Consider the following 13,503-nt stretch of genomic DNA (forward strand, 5'->3'; position numbering starts at 1 on the left):
GGGTCAGCCGCGCAACGTCCCCAATTCCGGGGTGTCTTCGGTGGCGGTTTCGTCGGGCCAGTTGGTGCGCCAAATCTCGGCCGACCAGTGACCGCAATGAACCGCCGGACGGTCAAAGCCGGGCAGGGGCGGCAGCAAAGGCGCGACGACGACGTCGTGACGGGGCACCGCGAAATAGGGAAAAGAGTACCGTTCCCGCCCCGACCGGTTCACAACCCGATGGGGCGTGGATTTCAACCGCCCGCCCGACCACAGCTCCAGCATGTCACCGATATTCACCACGAAACCACTGGGCGGGCAATCGGGCGAGATCCAGCCACCGCTGCGGGTCTGCACCTCAAGCCCGCCCACCGGATCGGGGGCAATGATGGTCAAGGCGTCGGTATCCTTGTGCGGATGGATGCCATAGCCCGCCTCATCCTCGGCCTGTGGCGGGTAATGCAACAGGGTCATGTTGGTCATCGGGTCCCGGAATGCACCGCGCAGCGAGTCGGCTTTCAAATCCAACCCTGCTTCTAACGCGCCCAGCAACAGATCGGTGACGCGATCCAGTTGCCGCCAGTAACCCAGAATGACCTCTTTCGCGCGTGGTACATCGTCCGGCCAGAGGTTCGGCCCGTATAACGCGCAATCCTCACGCACCGGGTCGTCTGCTGCGACCTCGTGATGCAGTTTGTAGCCTTCGTATTTGTCCGCCTTGCCCGAGCCATCATTGGGTGTGAAGAACCCCATGGGTATATAGCCGCGATAGTTGGCGCGGGTGATGGCCTGATCCCATTTTTGCGCGTCATCGACGGCAAAAATCTCTCGGGTGATCTGGCGTACCTGATCCACGGTCTGCCGCGATACGCCTGTCCCGGTGATCGACAAGAAGCCGATCCCCTGACAGGCCGCAAGGATGTCTCGGACCGTCGCGTCATAGGCTGCGGTTCCCGGGGCAGTCAAAGGCGCAATATCAATCGTTGGGATACTGTCCATCAGTGAATCCTCACCCCCTGGCGTTGCAGTTCAGCTCGAACCGGTGCCAGATTCAGCTGGTCCAGCTCCTGATTGCTTTTCAGTGAGACCGCAGCGGCGATGCCCGCGCCCTGACCTAAGACCGCGCAACAAGCCATGTTTCGGGTTGCGGCATGTGCCACCCGGTCCGCGCCATGCGACCGTCCTGCAACCAGCAGGCCTTTGATGCCCTTGGGCAGCATCGAGCGATAAGGGATTTGCATGTACCGCCCCGTAGTTGGCAGGATCAGGATGCCATAGCCGTCGATGAACTCGGGATAGATGCCGATCGTATCCTCGAACCGGCCCTGATGGCGGGCATCGTTTTCGGTCATGTTGTAGACCGCGTCGATCTTGCGGGTGTCGCGGATGCCGATGGTCATCCCGAAATTCCGCAAACGCGCGTTTTCGCAACCGGGCATGAACCGGCGCAGCGCCTCGATGGCCAGCATGGTCTGGCGGCGGCCTTCAATCTCGCCGCGCGTCAGGCTGTCGGGATCGGTGCCGTCAACCTCGGCCAGATGGATGAGGTTCATGTATGTCAGCTCGCCCGTGTCATGCATCGCGCCCCAGGTTCCGGCGATGGTATTCAGGTGCGGCGGGATCAGCCCCTCATCAATCGCTTGCTGGAACGGTTTGTGCACGAAGGGTGAGAACATGTCGTCCTCTTTCCCCGAGGTCTCAATGTTCCACTCTCCGCCGCCGCCCCAGTCCTTGTAGGTCTGCGGGTCAGCTTTCACACCTTCCATAAAGGCCCGCTTGTCGACGCCCGCCAGGTGAAACATGACCGAGGCCGCCATCATGTCCTCGCGCGGAGTTTTGTGGGTCGGTGCACCCGCGCGATGGGCCACATCCGCGTCGCCGGTGGCATCGATGACGACCTTGGCCAAAATCGCTTCGCGCCCGGCTTTGGATTCTGTGATGACGCCGGTGATCCGGTCTCCATCCAGGATCGGCGCGACGAATTGTCGGTGCAGCATCGGGTGCACGCCCGCCTCTTCGACCAGCTTGTCGGCGACCAGTTTGAAGCCTTCGCTGTCCAACTCATAACTTAGCGACTGGCTTTCGGGAACGGCGGCGCCCATCTCCTTGGCGCGGGTTTCGAATTCCATCCCGATGCCGCCTGCCTCGACGGTTTGCTCGTGCCGGTACCAGGCAAATCCTTCGACGCCGACCGCCGTGATGTTGCCACCCATGCAGCCGAACCGATCAATCAAAGATACCTCGGCCCCCGCACGTGCCGCTGCAAGCGCTGCGGCCAACCCGGCGGGGCCGGAACCGACGACCAGAACATCGGTTTGATGAATGACGGGGATTTGGCGTGCGGGTTCCTGAATGGTCTGCATTGGCGCCTCATGGAATTTGCGTTTCCGCTACCATTGGGATTCCCGATTGGCGGGTCAATCAAAAAACCGACTGCCGCGAGGTCGGAAAAACACCAATGCGCGATTGCCCCCGGCGGGGCTTTGGCATAATCACCTGTCCAGTCGAATTCTTACCTTTGAAGGTCCGTCCATGCGCCTGAGCCGTTACTTTTTGCCCGTTCTCAAGGAAACCCCGTCCGAGGCTCAGATCGTCAGCCACCGGCTGATGCTGCGTGCAGGGATGATCAAGCAGGCCTCTGCCGGGATTTATTCCTGGTTGCCGCTGGGCTTCAAAGTGCTGCGCAAGCTGGAAAACATCGTCCACGAGGAACAGGCGCGGGCCGGTCACATCGCGATCCAGATGCCCATCATCCAGTCGGCGGATCTGTGGCGTGAATCCGGGCGCTATGACGATTACGGTCAGGAGATGCTGCGGATGAAGGACCGGCATGACCGGGACATGCTGTTCACGCCGACGGCCGAGGAATTGGTTACAGATATCTTCCGCGGCCACGTCAGCAGCTACAAGGATCTGCCGCTGACGCTCTACCAGATCCAGTGGAAGTTTCGCGATGAAATCCGCCCGCGTTTCGGCGTGATGCGGGGCCGTGAATTCTACATGAAGGACGGATACAATTTCGACCTGACCAAGGAAGATGCGCTGCACGCCTATAACCGCCATCTGGTCAGCTATCTGCGCACTTATGAACGGATGGGACTTCAGGCGATTCCGATGCGCGCCGATTCCGGCCCCATCGGTGGCGATGACACGCATGAGTTCCTGGTTCTGGCCGATACCGGTGAATCCGAAGTTTTCTATGACAGCGCTGTCACTGATCTGACCTTTGGCGATCGCGACATCGATTATGACAACCGCGAACAGTGTCAGGCCATTTTGGAAGAGTTCACTTCGAAATACGCGCGCACTGACGAAACCCATGATGAAGCGCTGTTCAACCAGATACCCGAAGAACGCCGCCGCGTGGCGCGCGGCATCGAGGTGGGCCAAATCTTCTACTTTGGCACCAAATACTCCGATCCCTTGGGTGCAACTGTCCAAGGCCCGGATGGCAAACCGGTTCCGGTTCACATGGGCAGCCATGGTATCGGTGTCAGCCGCCTTGTAGGAGCAATCATCGAGGCCAGCCATGACGACAAGGGCATCATCTGGCCCGAGGGCGTGACCCCATTCCATTGCGGTATCGTCAACCTCAAGCAGGGCGATGAAGAAGCCGATGCAGCCTGTGACAAGATCTACACGGCGCTGACGGCTTTGGGTCTGGAGCCGCTCTATGACGACCGCAACGAACGCGCGGGCGGCAAATTCGCCACGATGGACCTGATCGGTCTGCCCTGGCGCATCACGGTTGGCCCGCGCGGTCTGAAGAATGGTGTGGTTGAACTGACCTGCCGCCGCACTGGCGAAAGCGAGGAACTAAGCCCCGAAGCGGCCGTCACCAAAGTTGCTGAGATTTACCAGCAGATCGCCTGAGCGACCATCAGTTGCTGCATGAAGCGGGCGTTGAAACACGCCCCGTGATCCGGAAGGGGTGCCGGAGGCTCAGACCTGGCGGCCCTTCCCAAGCTATCTGAAGGCCGACGGCGTCAGTCGGTCGGTTCTCAGTTTTGATCCGACGTCGGGCGCTCGGCCAGGACGTCTCCGTTGGCTCCGTCACCTGTGGCCACAACAATCGGGCGGCCAAGGCGGCTGATCAGTTCGCGAAACTCGATATCCAGAAAGCGCAATCCGCAAATCCGCGCATCGGTTGCCCGATCCGTGATACACAAACGACCCTGCCGGAACACCAGACGATATCCTTTGTCTTTCAGGATGTCTGCCAGATTGCCCCAGCTTGCTGCGGTGACAAAGATCGGCCGGATGGCCGCGCGCAGCAAGGCTGCGGTTTCACAATCCAAATCTGTTGAAGCCTGACGGGTCGAAATTGCACCCGCGCCATTGGTTGAAATTCGTAAATTCATTGAGCGACCCCCGCTCTTTAAATGTGTTCCCCCATGGTTAGGGTGGCAAAGTTTCTGAAAATAATCAAAAAGAGTAATAAAATTTCGCACTTATTGTTGCCTTTACGATTCAGTGGCTCACGATGTGCGATGATTAACGTCATACCTGAAACAATCACCTTCTGTCTGTGATGCGCTTCACAACTCATGGTGTAGCGCCCGAATTAGAAGACACCTGTTTTGCACGTGTATTTTGGTCATGTCCTGCAACGATTCGGCTCATTCAGGCTGAGGAGCCAGTTCAGAGTGACAACCGGCTTGACCATTGGGCGAAATGCCGAAAGGGTCGCCGCAAACAAGAAAGCCCCGGAGCAGGCATGGCCAAGACACCCCCGCCCTTTGCCCCTTTTGAATGGAAAATCGCCTGGCGATATCTGCGCGCGCGCAGGGCCGAAGGCGGTGTCAGCGTGATGACATGGATATCACTGATCGGGATCACACTTGCCGTGTTTGCCCTGATCGCTACGCTGGCTGTTCGTTCAGGTTTTCGCTCTGAATTCGTCGGCACCATCCTGGGCGCCAATGCGCATGTGACGGTCTATTCCTCGGGCGAATTTGACGCGCAGGGCCGGGTGGATCGGACGATTGCCGACTACAAGGAACGCACCGAACGCATAGCGCAGGTGCCCGGAGTTGAGCGTGCCGCACCGCTGGTGAAGGGGCAGGTGCTGATCACCAATCGTGACAGCAGCAGCGGGGTCGAGGTGTTTGGCATCCGACCCGACGATCTGCTCGACCTGCCGGGTATCGCGCAGGCGGAACAGGCGGCGGGGGACCTGTCAGAGTTCCAGACAGGCGAGGATGTCATCGCCATTGGATCGGGTGTGGCCCGCAGCATCGGGGCCACTGTCGGGGATGTGGTCAAACTGACCTCGCCCAACGGGGTCAAAACCGCCTTTGGCACGTCGCCGCGCGTGAATGCCTATCGCGTTGTCTATGTGTTTTCGGCCGGTCGCTATGACATCGACCGCACCCGCGTCTACATGCCGTTTTCGCAGGCGCAGGGCTTTTTCAACCGTGAAGGTGTGGCGGATGAGATAGAAGTGATGGTGGACAAGCCCGAAGATCTTGGCCCGATCCTGATTCCCATTCTTGAGGCGTCGGGCGAGCGCAGCCAGATCTGGACATGGCAGGACGCATCCGGCGGCTTTCTGCGCGCGCTCGAGGTTGAGGATAATGTGATGTTCATCATCCTGTCGATCCTCGTTCTGATTGCTGCGATGAACATCGTTTCGGGCCTGATCATGCTGGTCAAGAACAAAGGGCGCGATATCGGTATCCTGCGCACGATTGGCCTGAGCGAAGGATCGGTTCTGCGTGTCTTTTTCATCTGCGGTGCGTTCACCGGCCTGATCGGCACTGCAATGGGGGTTATCCTGGGATGCCTCTTTGCAATCTACATTGATCCGATTTTCTCATTCGTAAACTACGTGATGGGCGGTGGCGTGTGGGATCCGTCGATCCGTGGCATCTACGCCCTGCCGGCCGAACTGCATCTGAGCGATGTGCTCAAGGCGACGGGCCTGTCGCTTGGCCTGTCTTTCATCGTCACCTATTTCCCCGCCCGCCGCGCGGCGCGGCTGAACCCGGTCGAGGCGCTGCGCTATGAATGATGTCACCTTGCGACTGAACGGTCTGACCAAGACCTACCTCAAAGGCACACCGGGCGAGGTGCAGGTTCTGCGCGGGGTCGACCTCGAACTGCGCGCGGGTGAGGCTGTGGCCATGGTTGCGCCGTCAGGGGCGGGTAAATCGACGCTTCTGCACATCGCCGGTCTGCTGGATAGGCCTGACAACGGAACCGTGGAAATCGGGGGGCAGAATGTGAACGGCAAGGGCGACCGAACCAGAACGGCGTTGCGTCGGCAGGATATCGGGTTCGTATATCAGTTCCATCACCTGCTGCCCGAGTTTACGGCGCTGGAAAACATCACATTGCCGCAACTGGCCAATGGCGCGTCCGAAAAAGCTGCTCAGGCACGGGCATTGGATCTGCTGGACCGTGTGGGCGTCGCCCCGCGCGCCAGCCACCGCCCTGCGGCGCTGTCGGGCGGTGAACAACAACGCGTGGCTTTTTGCCGGGCGCTTGCCAACGCGCCGCGTGTTTTGCTGGCTGACGAACCGACAGGCAATCTGGACCCTGAAACTTCGGATCAGGTGTTCGATGCGCTGATGACACTGGTGCGGGACGAGGGATTGTCGGCGTTGATCGCGACCCACAACCTCGAACTGGCGGCGCGCATGGACCGAATGGTCCGGCTTGAGGGCGGCGTGCTCAGGCCAGTTGAGTGATTGCAACACCGATGGCCATGACCGCGATACCACTCGCCCGCATCAGGGTGAGTGGCGCCACCTGTGCGCCGAACAGGCCGAAGTGATCGATTGCCGCGGCACTGATCAATTGCCCCAACAGGACAAAGAACACGGCGTTTCCCACACCGAAATGCGGGGCGACATGGGTGATCGACAACACATAGAATGCAATCAGGATGCCAGCGAACAACAGGTGTTTCGGGGCCTGCGCAACCTTGGACAAGGCTGCAAAACCGGGAAACAACAGCATGGTCAGCACCGAGGCGGCCAGGGCAATTGCAAACAGCACCACAGCTGCCGTTGTCGGTGATCCGATGACCTTGCCAAGGGCCGCGTTAAGAGCGGCCAGTATCGGAATTCCAAATCCGGCGGCCAGCATGATGGCTGCGTATTGTGTCATTGCCCGAACCCTCTGCACCTGTTTCGTTGATCTGGATCATTGCGCCCATATGCCTGTCGGGCAACCCTGCAAATGTCAATTGTGACAGGAGGATACGATGTTCAAGGCAACGATCGGTATGCTGGTTCTCGGGGTTTCGGCTGCTGCCGCACAGGCTGCTTGGGCGCAGGATGCCGTGACCGGAGAGGAACTCTATTTGCATTACTGCGCGACCTGTCACGGGATTGACGCAACCGGGCAGGGGCCGATGGCCAGCGTGCTGGTTGTTCAGCCGTCCGATCTGACCGCATTGTCCGGCGAAAGCGGGGTGTTCCCGACCGCCCGCGTTGTCGCCCGCATCGACGGCAGGGATCCGCTGGTCAGCCATGGCAGCCCGATGCCGGTCTATGGCCCTTATTTTGACGGGCAGGACACATCCATGAAAACACCGGAAGGTCAGCCGATCCTGACCAGCCAGCCGATCGTTGATCTGGTGGCGTATCTGGAAACCCTGCAGCGCGCCCGGAACTAACTGCAAATCCCTTCGATCCTGGCTTCGCTCCACGGGATCAGGACCGGGCGCTCGCGCCCCTGTTCCGGCAGGGGTGACAGATCAAAATGGGCACCCAGCATGTCGTGTAGTCTTTTGGTGCGCTTGGCCTGAGGGGCCAGCGCGCGACAGCACACATATTCTTCGACAATCGCGCCCTGCTGTTCGAACCCGTAGGTCAGAAAATCCGGAGAAGTTTCGAGGTCGAACAGATACGGATCCCTTCGGCCCCCATGTTCCGCCGCAGCGCGCAGGGGGTGGTAACCCGTGGTCCGGCGATTCTGCCATTGCCAGACATGCGTCAGCTCATGGGCCAAAAGCATCGCGGCCAGCAGGTTCATCTGATCCGGAAAGTCGGACATATAGTCCTCCAGATACCAGTCGCGGGTAAAATAGACTTTGTTGAACAGGGCCACGGCGGCAGGTTTGCCCGTCACCGGCCCGGGGTCCACCGGGGGCAGAATGCGCTCGCGGCAGGCCAGTCGCGGGCGTTCTTCGCGGAAATACGTCACGTTGGTAACCGGGGCACCTTCGACCAGACGGATGTGATCCAGATTCAGGGTTCCCCCCTGGATGGTCTCCGCAAAATCGCGCTCCTGCTCGGTCAACTCTCGACCGCAGGCGGCCAGCAACAAAAGAGAAGCAAAGAATAAACGCAGAACCATAAGTTGAATCTTATTCCGCTGCGGGTATTCCGCAAACCGTTTTCACAGACTCATGGCCAGAACCCGGCTGATTTCCGTTAATGATCGCCCGGACTGACCCATCCATGTATTAAAGGCGTTCTGAACCGCCTCCATCGCTTTCTTCGAGGTGGCAGGCTTGTCGATCACACCTTCGGCAATCAGGCGGGCGGTGACATCCTGGGACAGAATGAAACTGTCCCGCCCGGCAAACCGCATCGCGTATTGCGCCGAAGCGCCGCCCAGTCGGGCCCCGCGTTTGGCCAACATGGCCAGAAGATTGACGTAGTCATCAGATGGCCAGCCGCCCAGCACTTTACCCACGCCGCCTTCCTCGCGCAGCTCAAGCAGGAACGCAGCGTTATCCCGTACAGCCGCGATCTTGGTTCCATTCCTGACGATGCGCGTATCCTGCAACAGGGTGTCAAACTTCTCATCATCCATGAACGCGCATCGCCCCACGTCGAACCTGTCAAAGGCTGTTTCGAACCCGTCCCATTTGTTTTCGATGACTTTCCAGTTGAAACCGGCCTGAAAGATGCATTTCGTGATGACCGACAGCCAGCGGTCCTCAGGCATCGCTGCCAGTTCCGCGGGGGTTTTCGGTTTGCTCAGTTTTGCGTCCAGTGCTTCTGGACCGCCGTGGCGCGCGGCTGCGATTTCAAAGATTTCGTCAAACGTTCGCATCTGTCTAACCTTGATGTTGCCCGACATTGAATGTTTATCTTTTGTTCTTGTTTGGCAACGAAAAATCTGACCTCTCCCAGATTTGATGCAGTCCCCCGAATAATAGGATTCGCAGAAAAATGCGGATTTTTGAAAGAAGTTCTCGACAAAAGGTGGCAAAATGTTTTCTGATTGACTCGTCAGTCAACGTCCCGTCTTAGCGAAATGGAACAAGGCAAGCCGGGTTGGATGCGTAAAGGGAGCCGGGAGGGGGGAACAATCTGGCAGAAAGATCTTTTCCACAATTTGGAAACGGATCACTGTTCTTTTCCAGCCAAATTTGTGCATGCTGCGGCATGGCATTGTCATCAGACAGAAAGACCGGCGGGAAAATCCTTGCCGGGATGGGCAAAACAAATATGACAGGGAGTTAAGTCCATGAAAAAACTAAGTGTAAGCCTAATGGCTCTGAGCGTTGCAGGCGCGGCGCAGGCGGCGGATATGGGCGCCGTGGATGAACCGATCAAACTGGCGATCAACGAATGGACCGGCCAGCACGTCACCACGCATGTGGCGGGTGAGATGCTCAAGGCAGCCGGGTACAACGTCGAATATGTGACCGCTGGCATGATGAACCAGTTCCAGGCGCTGGCCGATGGCGACATCGACGCGACACTGGAAATCTGGTCTTCCAACGTTTCCGATGAATACGCCAAGAAAATCGGTGAAGGCACTGTGGTTGAAATCGGTGATCTGGGTCTGGATGCCAAGGAAGGCATCGCGTACCCGGCGCATGTGGCCGATCTGTGCCCGGGCCTGCCCGCATGGGAAGCGCTGAAAGATTGCGCTCAGGTCTTTGCGACGGCGGAAACTCTGCCCGGTGGTCGTCTTGTCGATTACCCGGCCGACTGGGGAACTCCGGGCGCGGATCGCATGACCGGTTTGGAATTGCCGTTCAAAGCCGTACCAGCAGGGTCCGAAGGGGCGCTGATCGCGGAATTGCGCGCCTCGACCGAACGCAAATCGCCGCTGCTGATCACTTTCTGGCAGCCGCATTGGGCGATGTCGGCCTATGACGTTCAATTCGTTGAACTGCCCGCCGGTGAAGAGGCGTGCTTTAGTGATCCGGCCTGGGGCCCGAACCCGAACGCTGTCAATGACTGCGACTTCTCGCCCTCGCGCATCTTCAAAGCTGGCTGGAGCGGTATGGAAGAGAAATGGCCAGCAGCCTTTGAAATCCTGACCAATTATCAGCTGGCGGTTGAAGACCAGCAGCCGATGATGGGCGCGATCGACGTTGACGGTGGAAAGGTCGAAGAAGTTGTCGCCGCATGGATGGCCGAAAACGAAGGCAAGTGGCGTCCGGTTGTTGACGCGGCAACCCAGTGAGCCCGCGTAAGTGACGGACACGACCATGCCAGCCATCGCCTGCCGGAATCTCTGGCAGGTGTTTGGCCCCGGCGCTGACAAAGCCCTGACCGACGCGCTGTCTCGGTCAGGGAATGACGCAGACAAGGCTGCCGCCGCCCTTCGGGAACAGGGGCTGATCCCTGCCGTTCAGGATGCCAATTTCGAAGTTCAGGAGGGCGAGCTTTTCGTCATCATGGGCCTGTCAGGCTCGGGCAAATCCACGCTGATCCGCTGCATTTCGCAGCTGCTGCCCGGCACGGGTGGTGAGATTCGGGTGGACGGCGAAAATGTCATCGGAGCCTCGAAGAAGGCCCTGACCGAGTTGCGCCGCAAAAAACTGGGCATGGTGTTCCAGCATTTCGGCCTGTTCCCGCATATGACCGTTTCCGAAAACGTGGCATATCCGCTGCGCGTGCAGGGTGTGGGCAAGAAGGAACGGCTGGCGCGCGCACAGGAGGTGATCTCACTGGTCGGTCTGGAAGGGCGCGAAGACAGCTTTCCGCGCCAGCTTTCAGGTGGCCAACGTCAGCGTGTGGGCATTGCCCGCAGCCTCGCCGTAAATCCCGATATCTGGTTTCTGGATGAACCGTTCTCGGCCCTCGACCCATTGATCCGCCGCCAGTTGCAGGATGAATTCCTGCGCATTCAGGCGACGCTGAAGAAATCCATCGTCTTTATCACCCATGACATTCAAGAGGCGCTGAAGCTGGCCGACCGCATTGCAATCATGCGCGACGGCAAGATTGTTCAGATCGGAACGCCCACAGATATCGTGTTGCGCCCGGTGGATGATTACGTGCGCGAATTCTCGAAGGATGTCGCCAAAGGTCAGCACGCCAAAGTCGCCTCGGTCATGCGGAGCGAGGCGGAATGTGGCCCGGATGATCCCGGCCTCACCACCTCGATGACGCTGGACGCAGCCCTTGCGCATTGCATGGAGCTGTATGAACCCGTGCCCGTACGGGATGAGGCAGGTAATGTCGTCGGCACGGTGCATCCGTCCGATCTGGCCGCAGCTCTTCAGGTGGACGAGACATGACCGCCATAACCGACCTTCCGGCACGGCGTGGTGCGCAGTTGACGGCAGGTGCGAAGGCCGCCCTGATAACGGTTGTCGTCGGTGCAGTTTGCCTTGCGCTCGAGGGTGTCGCCCCGTGGCTGGTCAAATGGCCCGCCGCGTGGGAATTGCCTGCAACCCAATGGGTTGGCGCGTTTCTGGACTGGTTTCTGAACCTGATCAAACCGGCAATGCGGCTGTTTTCGGACCTGATGACCCACCCAATGAACTGGGCGAATTTCGTGCTGGGCAAAACGCCATGGCCCATCCTGATCGGGATCGTGACCGCGTTGGGCTGGTATCTGGGCGGCTTGTCCATGGCCGCACTTGGCTTTCTGGGCCTCAGCTTTGTTTTGGCCTCGGGCTATTGGGCCGAAAGCATGAATACGCTGGCGCTTGTCGCCGTGTCTGTCCCTGTGGCGCTGGTCATTGGGGGCGGCATCGGCATCCTCGCCAACGAAGTGCCAAAGGTGAAATCCTTTGTGCAGGCCGTGCTGGACATCATGCAGACGGTGCCGACCTTTGCCTATCTGACACCGCTGCTGCTGCTGTTTGGATTTGGTCCTGTTGTTGGTCTGATTGCTTCGGCCATCTATGCCGCACCGCCCATGGCGCGCAATGTGATGCTGGGATTGGAACGGGTGGAGCCCGAGATCAAAGAGGCGGCCATCATGTCCGGCGGCACTCGGTTCCAGCAACTGTTCCAGGTCGAAATCCCTGCCGCCACCACTCAGATCATGGTCGGTGTGAACCAATGCCTGATGGCTGCTCTGTCGATGGTTATCATCGCCGCCGTCATCGGCGGGTTCAACGATATCGGCTGGGAGGTTCTGCTGACCATGCGCAAGGCGCAGTTCGGCGAGTCGCTGATGGCGGGTCTGGTTATCGTGGTCTTTGCGGTGGTGATCGACCGGATGAGCGGCACTTTGGCGACCGAGCGTAAACGCTATGACAGCCGTGTTGTCTGGGCGATGCTGGGTTTTGCTGTTGTCTTCACGGCGGCCTTCTGGGCGTGGTTGCCAAACCCTGCGGAGCTGACCCTGCTGGACCCGATGGCCGAAGCCGTGGACAGCGGCCTGACCGCATTCACGCAGGCCAATGGCCAGTGGCTGGACGCCCTCAAAAACAACTCGCTGTTCTATGTACTGCTGCCGCTGCGGATCGGGCTGGATCAGGCGGTGCTGCCCTTCACATGGGGTTTCCAGTGGACGTCGAGCATGAGCTTTGGCCTGTTTGCGGCCGGTGCCGGGATTGCGCTTTTGATGGCGTGGCGCGGACGGCTGACTGGTGGGCTGGTCGTTCTGATTCTGATTGGAATGCTGGAAACCGGTATCGCGAACCTGCCGTGGCCCTTTGTCCTGACTGGCGCTGCCGCGCTGGGCTGGGTTGCCGGGGGCTGGCGTCTGGCCGCGCTCTGCGTGGGGCTGCTCTGCACCATCCTCGTCTCGGGCCTGTGGGAAAGGGCGCTGCTGTCGCTTTATCTCAGCGGTGCAGCGGTGTTTACCTGCGCTTTGGCGGGTGGGCTGATCGGTCTTGCCAGCGCGGTATGGCAGCCTGTGTGGAACGTGGTTCGCCCGATCTGTGACATGTTGCAGACAATCCCCCTTTTCGTGTTCCTGATCCCGGTGCTGATGGTGTTCCAGATTGGCGAGTTCTCGGCCTTTCTGGCCATCTGTGCCTATGCGATTGTCCCGATGATCCGCTACACGCGGCACGGGCTGGTCAATACTCCGGATGAGATGATGGAGGCCGCAATCTCAAGCGGTGCGACCGAGTGGCAGATCATGCGCGATGTGAGGGCGCCTTATGCGGCGCCGACCATCCTGCTGGGGCTGAACCAGACCATCCTTTACGCCTTTGCCATGCTGGTCATCGCGGCACTGATCGGGACCACCGGTCTGGGCCAGTCGATATATCTGGCGCTGGGTCAGGCGGATGTAGGATTGGGCATATCTGCCGGGGCCGCGATGGCGATTCTGGCACTGATCGCCGACCGCATCGTGCAGGGCTTTGCCGAAGAACGCCGCGCGGCGCTTGGGCTGTAATACAGGGCAGGGGCGGTGTAT

13 protein-coding genes are annotated in these 13,503 nt (G+C 59.4%); 7 read left to right on the forward strand and 6 right to left on the reverse strand.

What is annotated here, in order from left to right:
* Positions 1-3: 3 nt before the first annotated feature.
* Together ACR0BZ_RS01580 and ACR0BZ_RS01585 are read right to left on the reverse strand one after the other, a co-directional pair.
* Positions 4-978 carry an isopenicillin N synthase family dioxygenase gene (locus ACR0BZ_RS01580; RefSeq protein ID WP_480919273.1) on the reverse strand — a complete coding sequence of 325 codons (975 nt, stop codon included), beginning with the start codon at positions 976-978 and terminating at the stop codon, positions 4-6.
* Positions 978-2,342 (reverse strand): FAD-dependent oxidoreductase, encoded by a 1,365-nt coding sequence (locus tag ACR0BZ_RS01585; RefSeq protein WP_480919274.1) that lies wholly within the window; start codon positions 2,340-2,342, stop codon positions 978-980. Before ACR0BZ_RS01585 ends, ACR0BZ_RS01580 begins: the two co-directional genes overlap by 1 nt.
* A 169-nt stretch (positions 2,343-2,511) precedes the next feature.
* Here ACR0BZ_RS01585 and proS point away from each other — a divergent pair, with 169 nt between their 5' ends.
* On the forward strand, positions 2,512-3,852 hold the full coding sequence (gene proS / locus ACR0BZ_RS01590; protein ID WP_480481934.1) for a proline--tRNA ligase: 1,341 nt from the start codon (positions 2,512-2,514) through the stop codon (positions 3,850-3,852).
* Positions 3,853-3,980: 128 nt separating this feature from the next.
* Here the strand turns inward: proS and ACR0BZ_RS01595 are convergent, their stop codons facing one another.
* The gene (locus ACR0BZ_RS01595) at positions 3,981-4,340 is read right to left on the reverse strand and encodes a hypothetical protein (protein WP_480919275.1); all 360 of its coding nucleotides are present in this window, start codon (positions 4,338-4,340) and stop codon (positions 3,981-3,983) included.
* Positions 4,341-4,696: 356 nt separating this feature from the next.
* Between ACR0BZ_RS01595 and ACR0BZ_RS01600 the strand changes: the two genes are divergently transcribed.
* The gene (locus tag ACR0BZ_RS01600) at positions 4,697-5,992 is read left to right on the forward strand and encodes a lipoprotein-releasing ABC transporter permease subunit (protein ID WP_480919276.1); all 1,296 of its coding nucleotides are present in this window, start codon (positions 4,697-4,699) and stop codon (positions 5,990-5,992) included.
* Complete coding sequence (locus ACR0BZ_RS01605) at positions 5,985-6,671, forward strand: ABC transporter ATP-binding protein (RefSeq protein ID WP_480486346.1); 687 nt, start codon at positions 5,985-5,987, stop codon at positions 6,669-6,671. The genes ACR0BZ_RS01600 and ACR0BZ_RS01605 overlap by 8 nt, the downstream gene beginning before the upstream one ends.
* Here the strand turns inward: ACR0BZ_RS01605 and ACR0BZ_RS01610 are convergent.
* Positions 6,655-7,092, reverse strand: a complete 438-nt coding sequence (locus tag ACR0BZ_RS01610) for a DMT family transporter (protein ID WP_480486344.1) — start codon at positions 7,090-7,092, stop codon at positions 6,655-6,657. The two genes, ACR0BZ_RS01605 and ACR0BZ_RS01610, sit on opposite strands and share 17 nt — an antisense overlap.
* Positions 7,093-7,189: 97 nt before the next feature.
* Here ACR0BZ_RS01610 and ACR0BZ_RS01615 point away from each other — a divergent pair, with 97 nt between their 5' ends.
* A complete protein-coding gene (locus ACR0BZ_RS01615; protein ID WP_480486343.1) occupies positions 7,190-7,603 on the forward strand; it encodes a c-type cytochrome in 414 nt (137 codons plus the stop codon).
* On the opposite strand, the gene ACR0BZ_RS01620 is transcribed toward ACR0BZ_RS01615, so the two are convergent.
* Together ACR0BZ_RS01620 and ACR0BZ_RS01625 are read right to left on the reverse strand one after the other, a co-directional pair.
* Entirely contained in the window at positions 7,600-8,286 is a 687-nt protein-coding gene (locus ACR0BZ_RS01620) for a hypothetical protein (RefSeq protein WP_480506231.1), read from the reverse strand. The two genes, ACR0BZ_RS01615 and ACR0BZ_RS01620, sit on opposite strands and share 4 nt — an antisense overlap.
* 42 nt (positions 8,287-8,328) lie before the next feature.
* Positions 8,329-8,991 (reverse strand): DNA-3-methyladenine glycosylase I, encoded by a 663-nt coding sequence (locus ACR0BZ_RS01625; protein ID WP_480506232.1) that lies wholly within the window; start codon positions 8,989-8,991, stop codon positions 8,329-8,331.
* Between the two features lie 417 nt (positions 8,992-9,408).
* Here ACR0BZ_RS01625 and ACR0BZ_RS01630 point away from each other — a divergent pair, with 417 nt between their 5' ends.
* From ACR0BZ_RS01630 to ACR0BZ_RS01640, 3 genes are read left to right on the forward strand one after another with little or no spacing between them, the layout of a single operon-like run.
* Positions 9,409-10,359, forward strand: coding sequence for an ABC transporter substrate-binding protein (locus ACR0BZ_RS01630; protein WP_209504562.1), 951 nt, complete (start codon positions 9,409-9,411; stop codon positions 10,357-10,359).
* Positions 10,360-10,369: 10 nt separating this feature from the next.
* Complete coding sequence (locus ACR0BZ_RS01635) at positions 10,370-11,419, forward strand: quaternary amine ABC transporter ATP-binding protein (protein WP_480475875.1); 1,050 nt, start codon at positions 10,370-10,372, stop codon at positions 11,417-11,419.
* Positions 11,416-13,482 (forward strand): ABC transporter permease, encoded by a 2,067-nt coding sequence (locus ACR0BZ_RS01640; RefSeq protein ID WP_480919277.1) that lies wholly within the window; start codon positions 11,416-11,418, stop codon positions 13,480-13,482. Before ACR0BZ_RS01635 ends, ACR0BZ_RS01640 begins: the two co-directional genes overlap by 4 nt.
* The last annotated feature ends 21 nt before the right edge of the window (positions 13,483-13,503 follow it).

It is taken from the genome of Ruegeria sp. P8 (genome assembly GCF_056534665.1).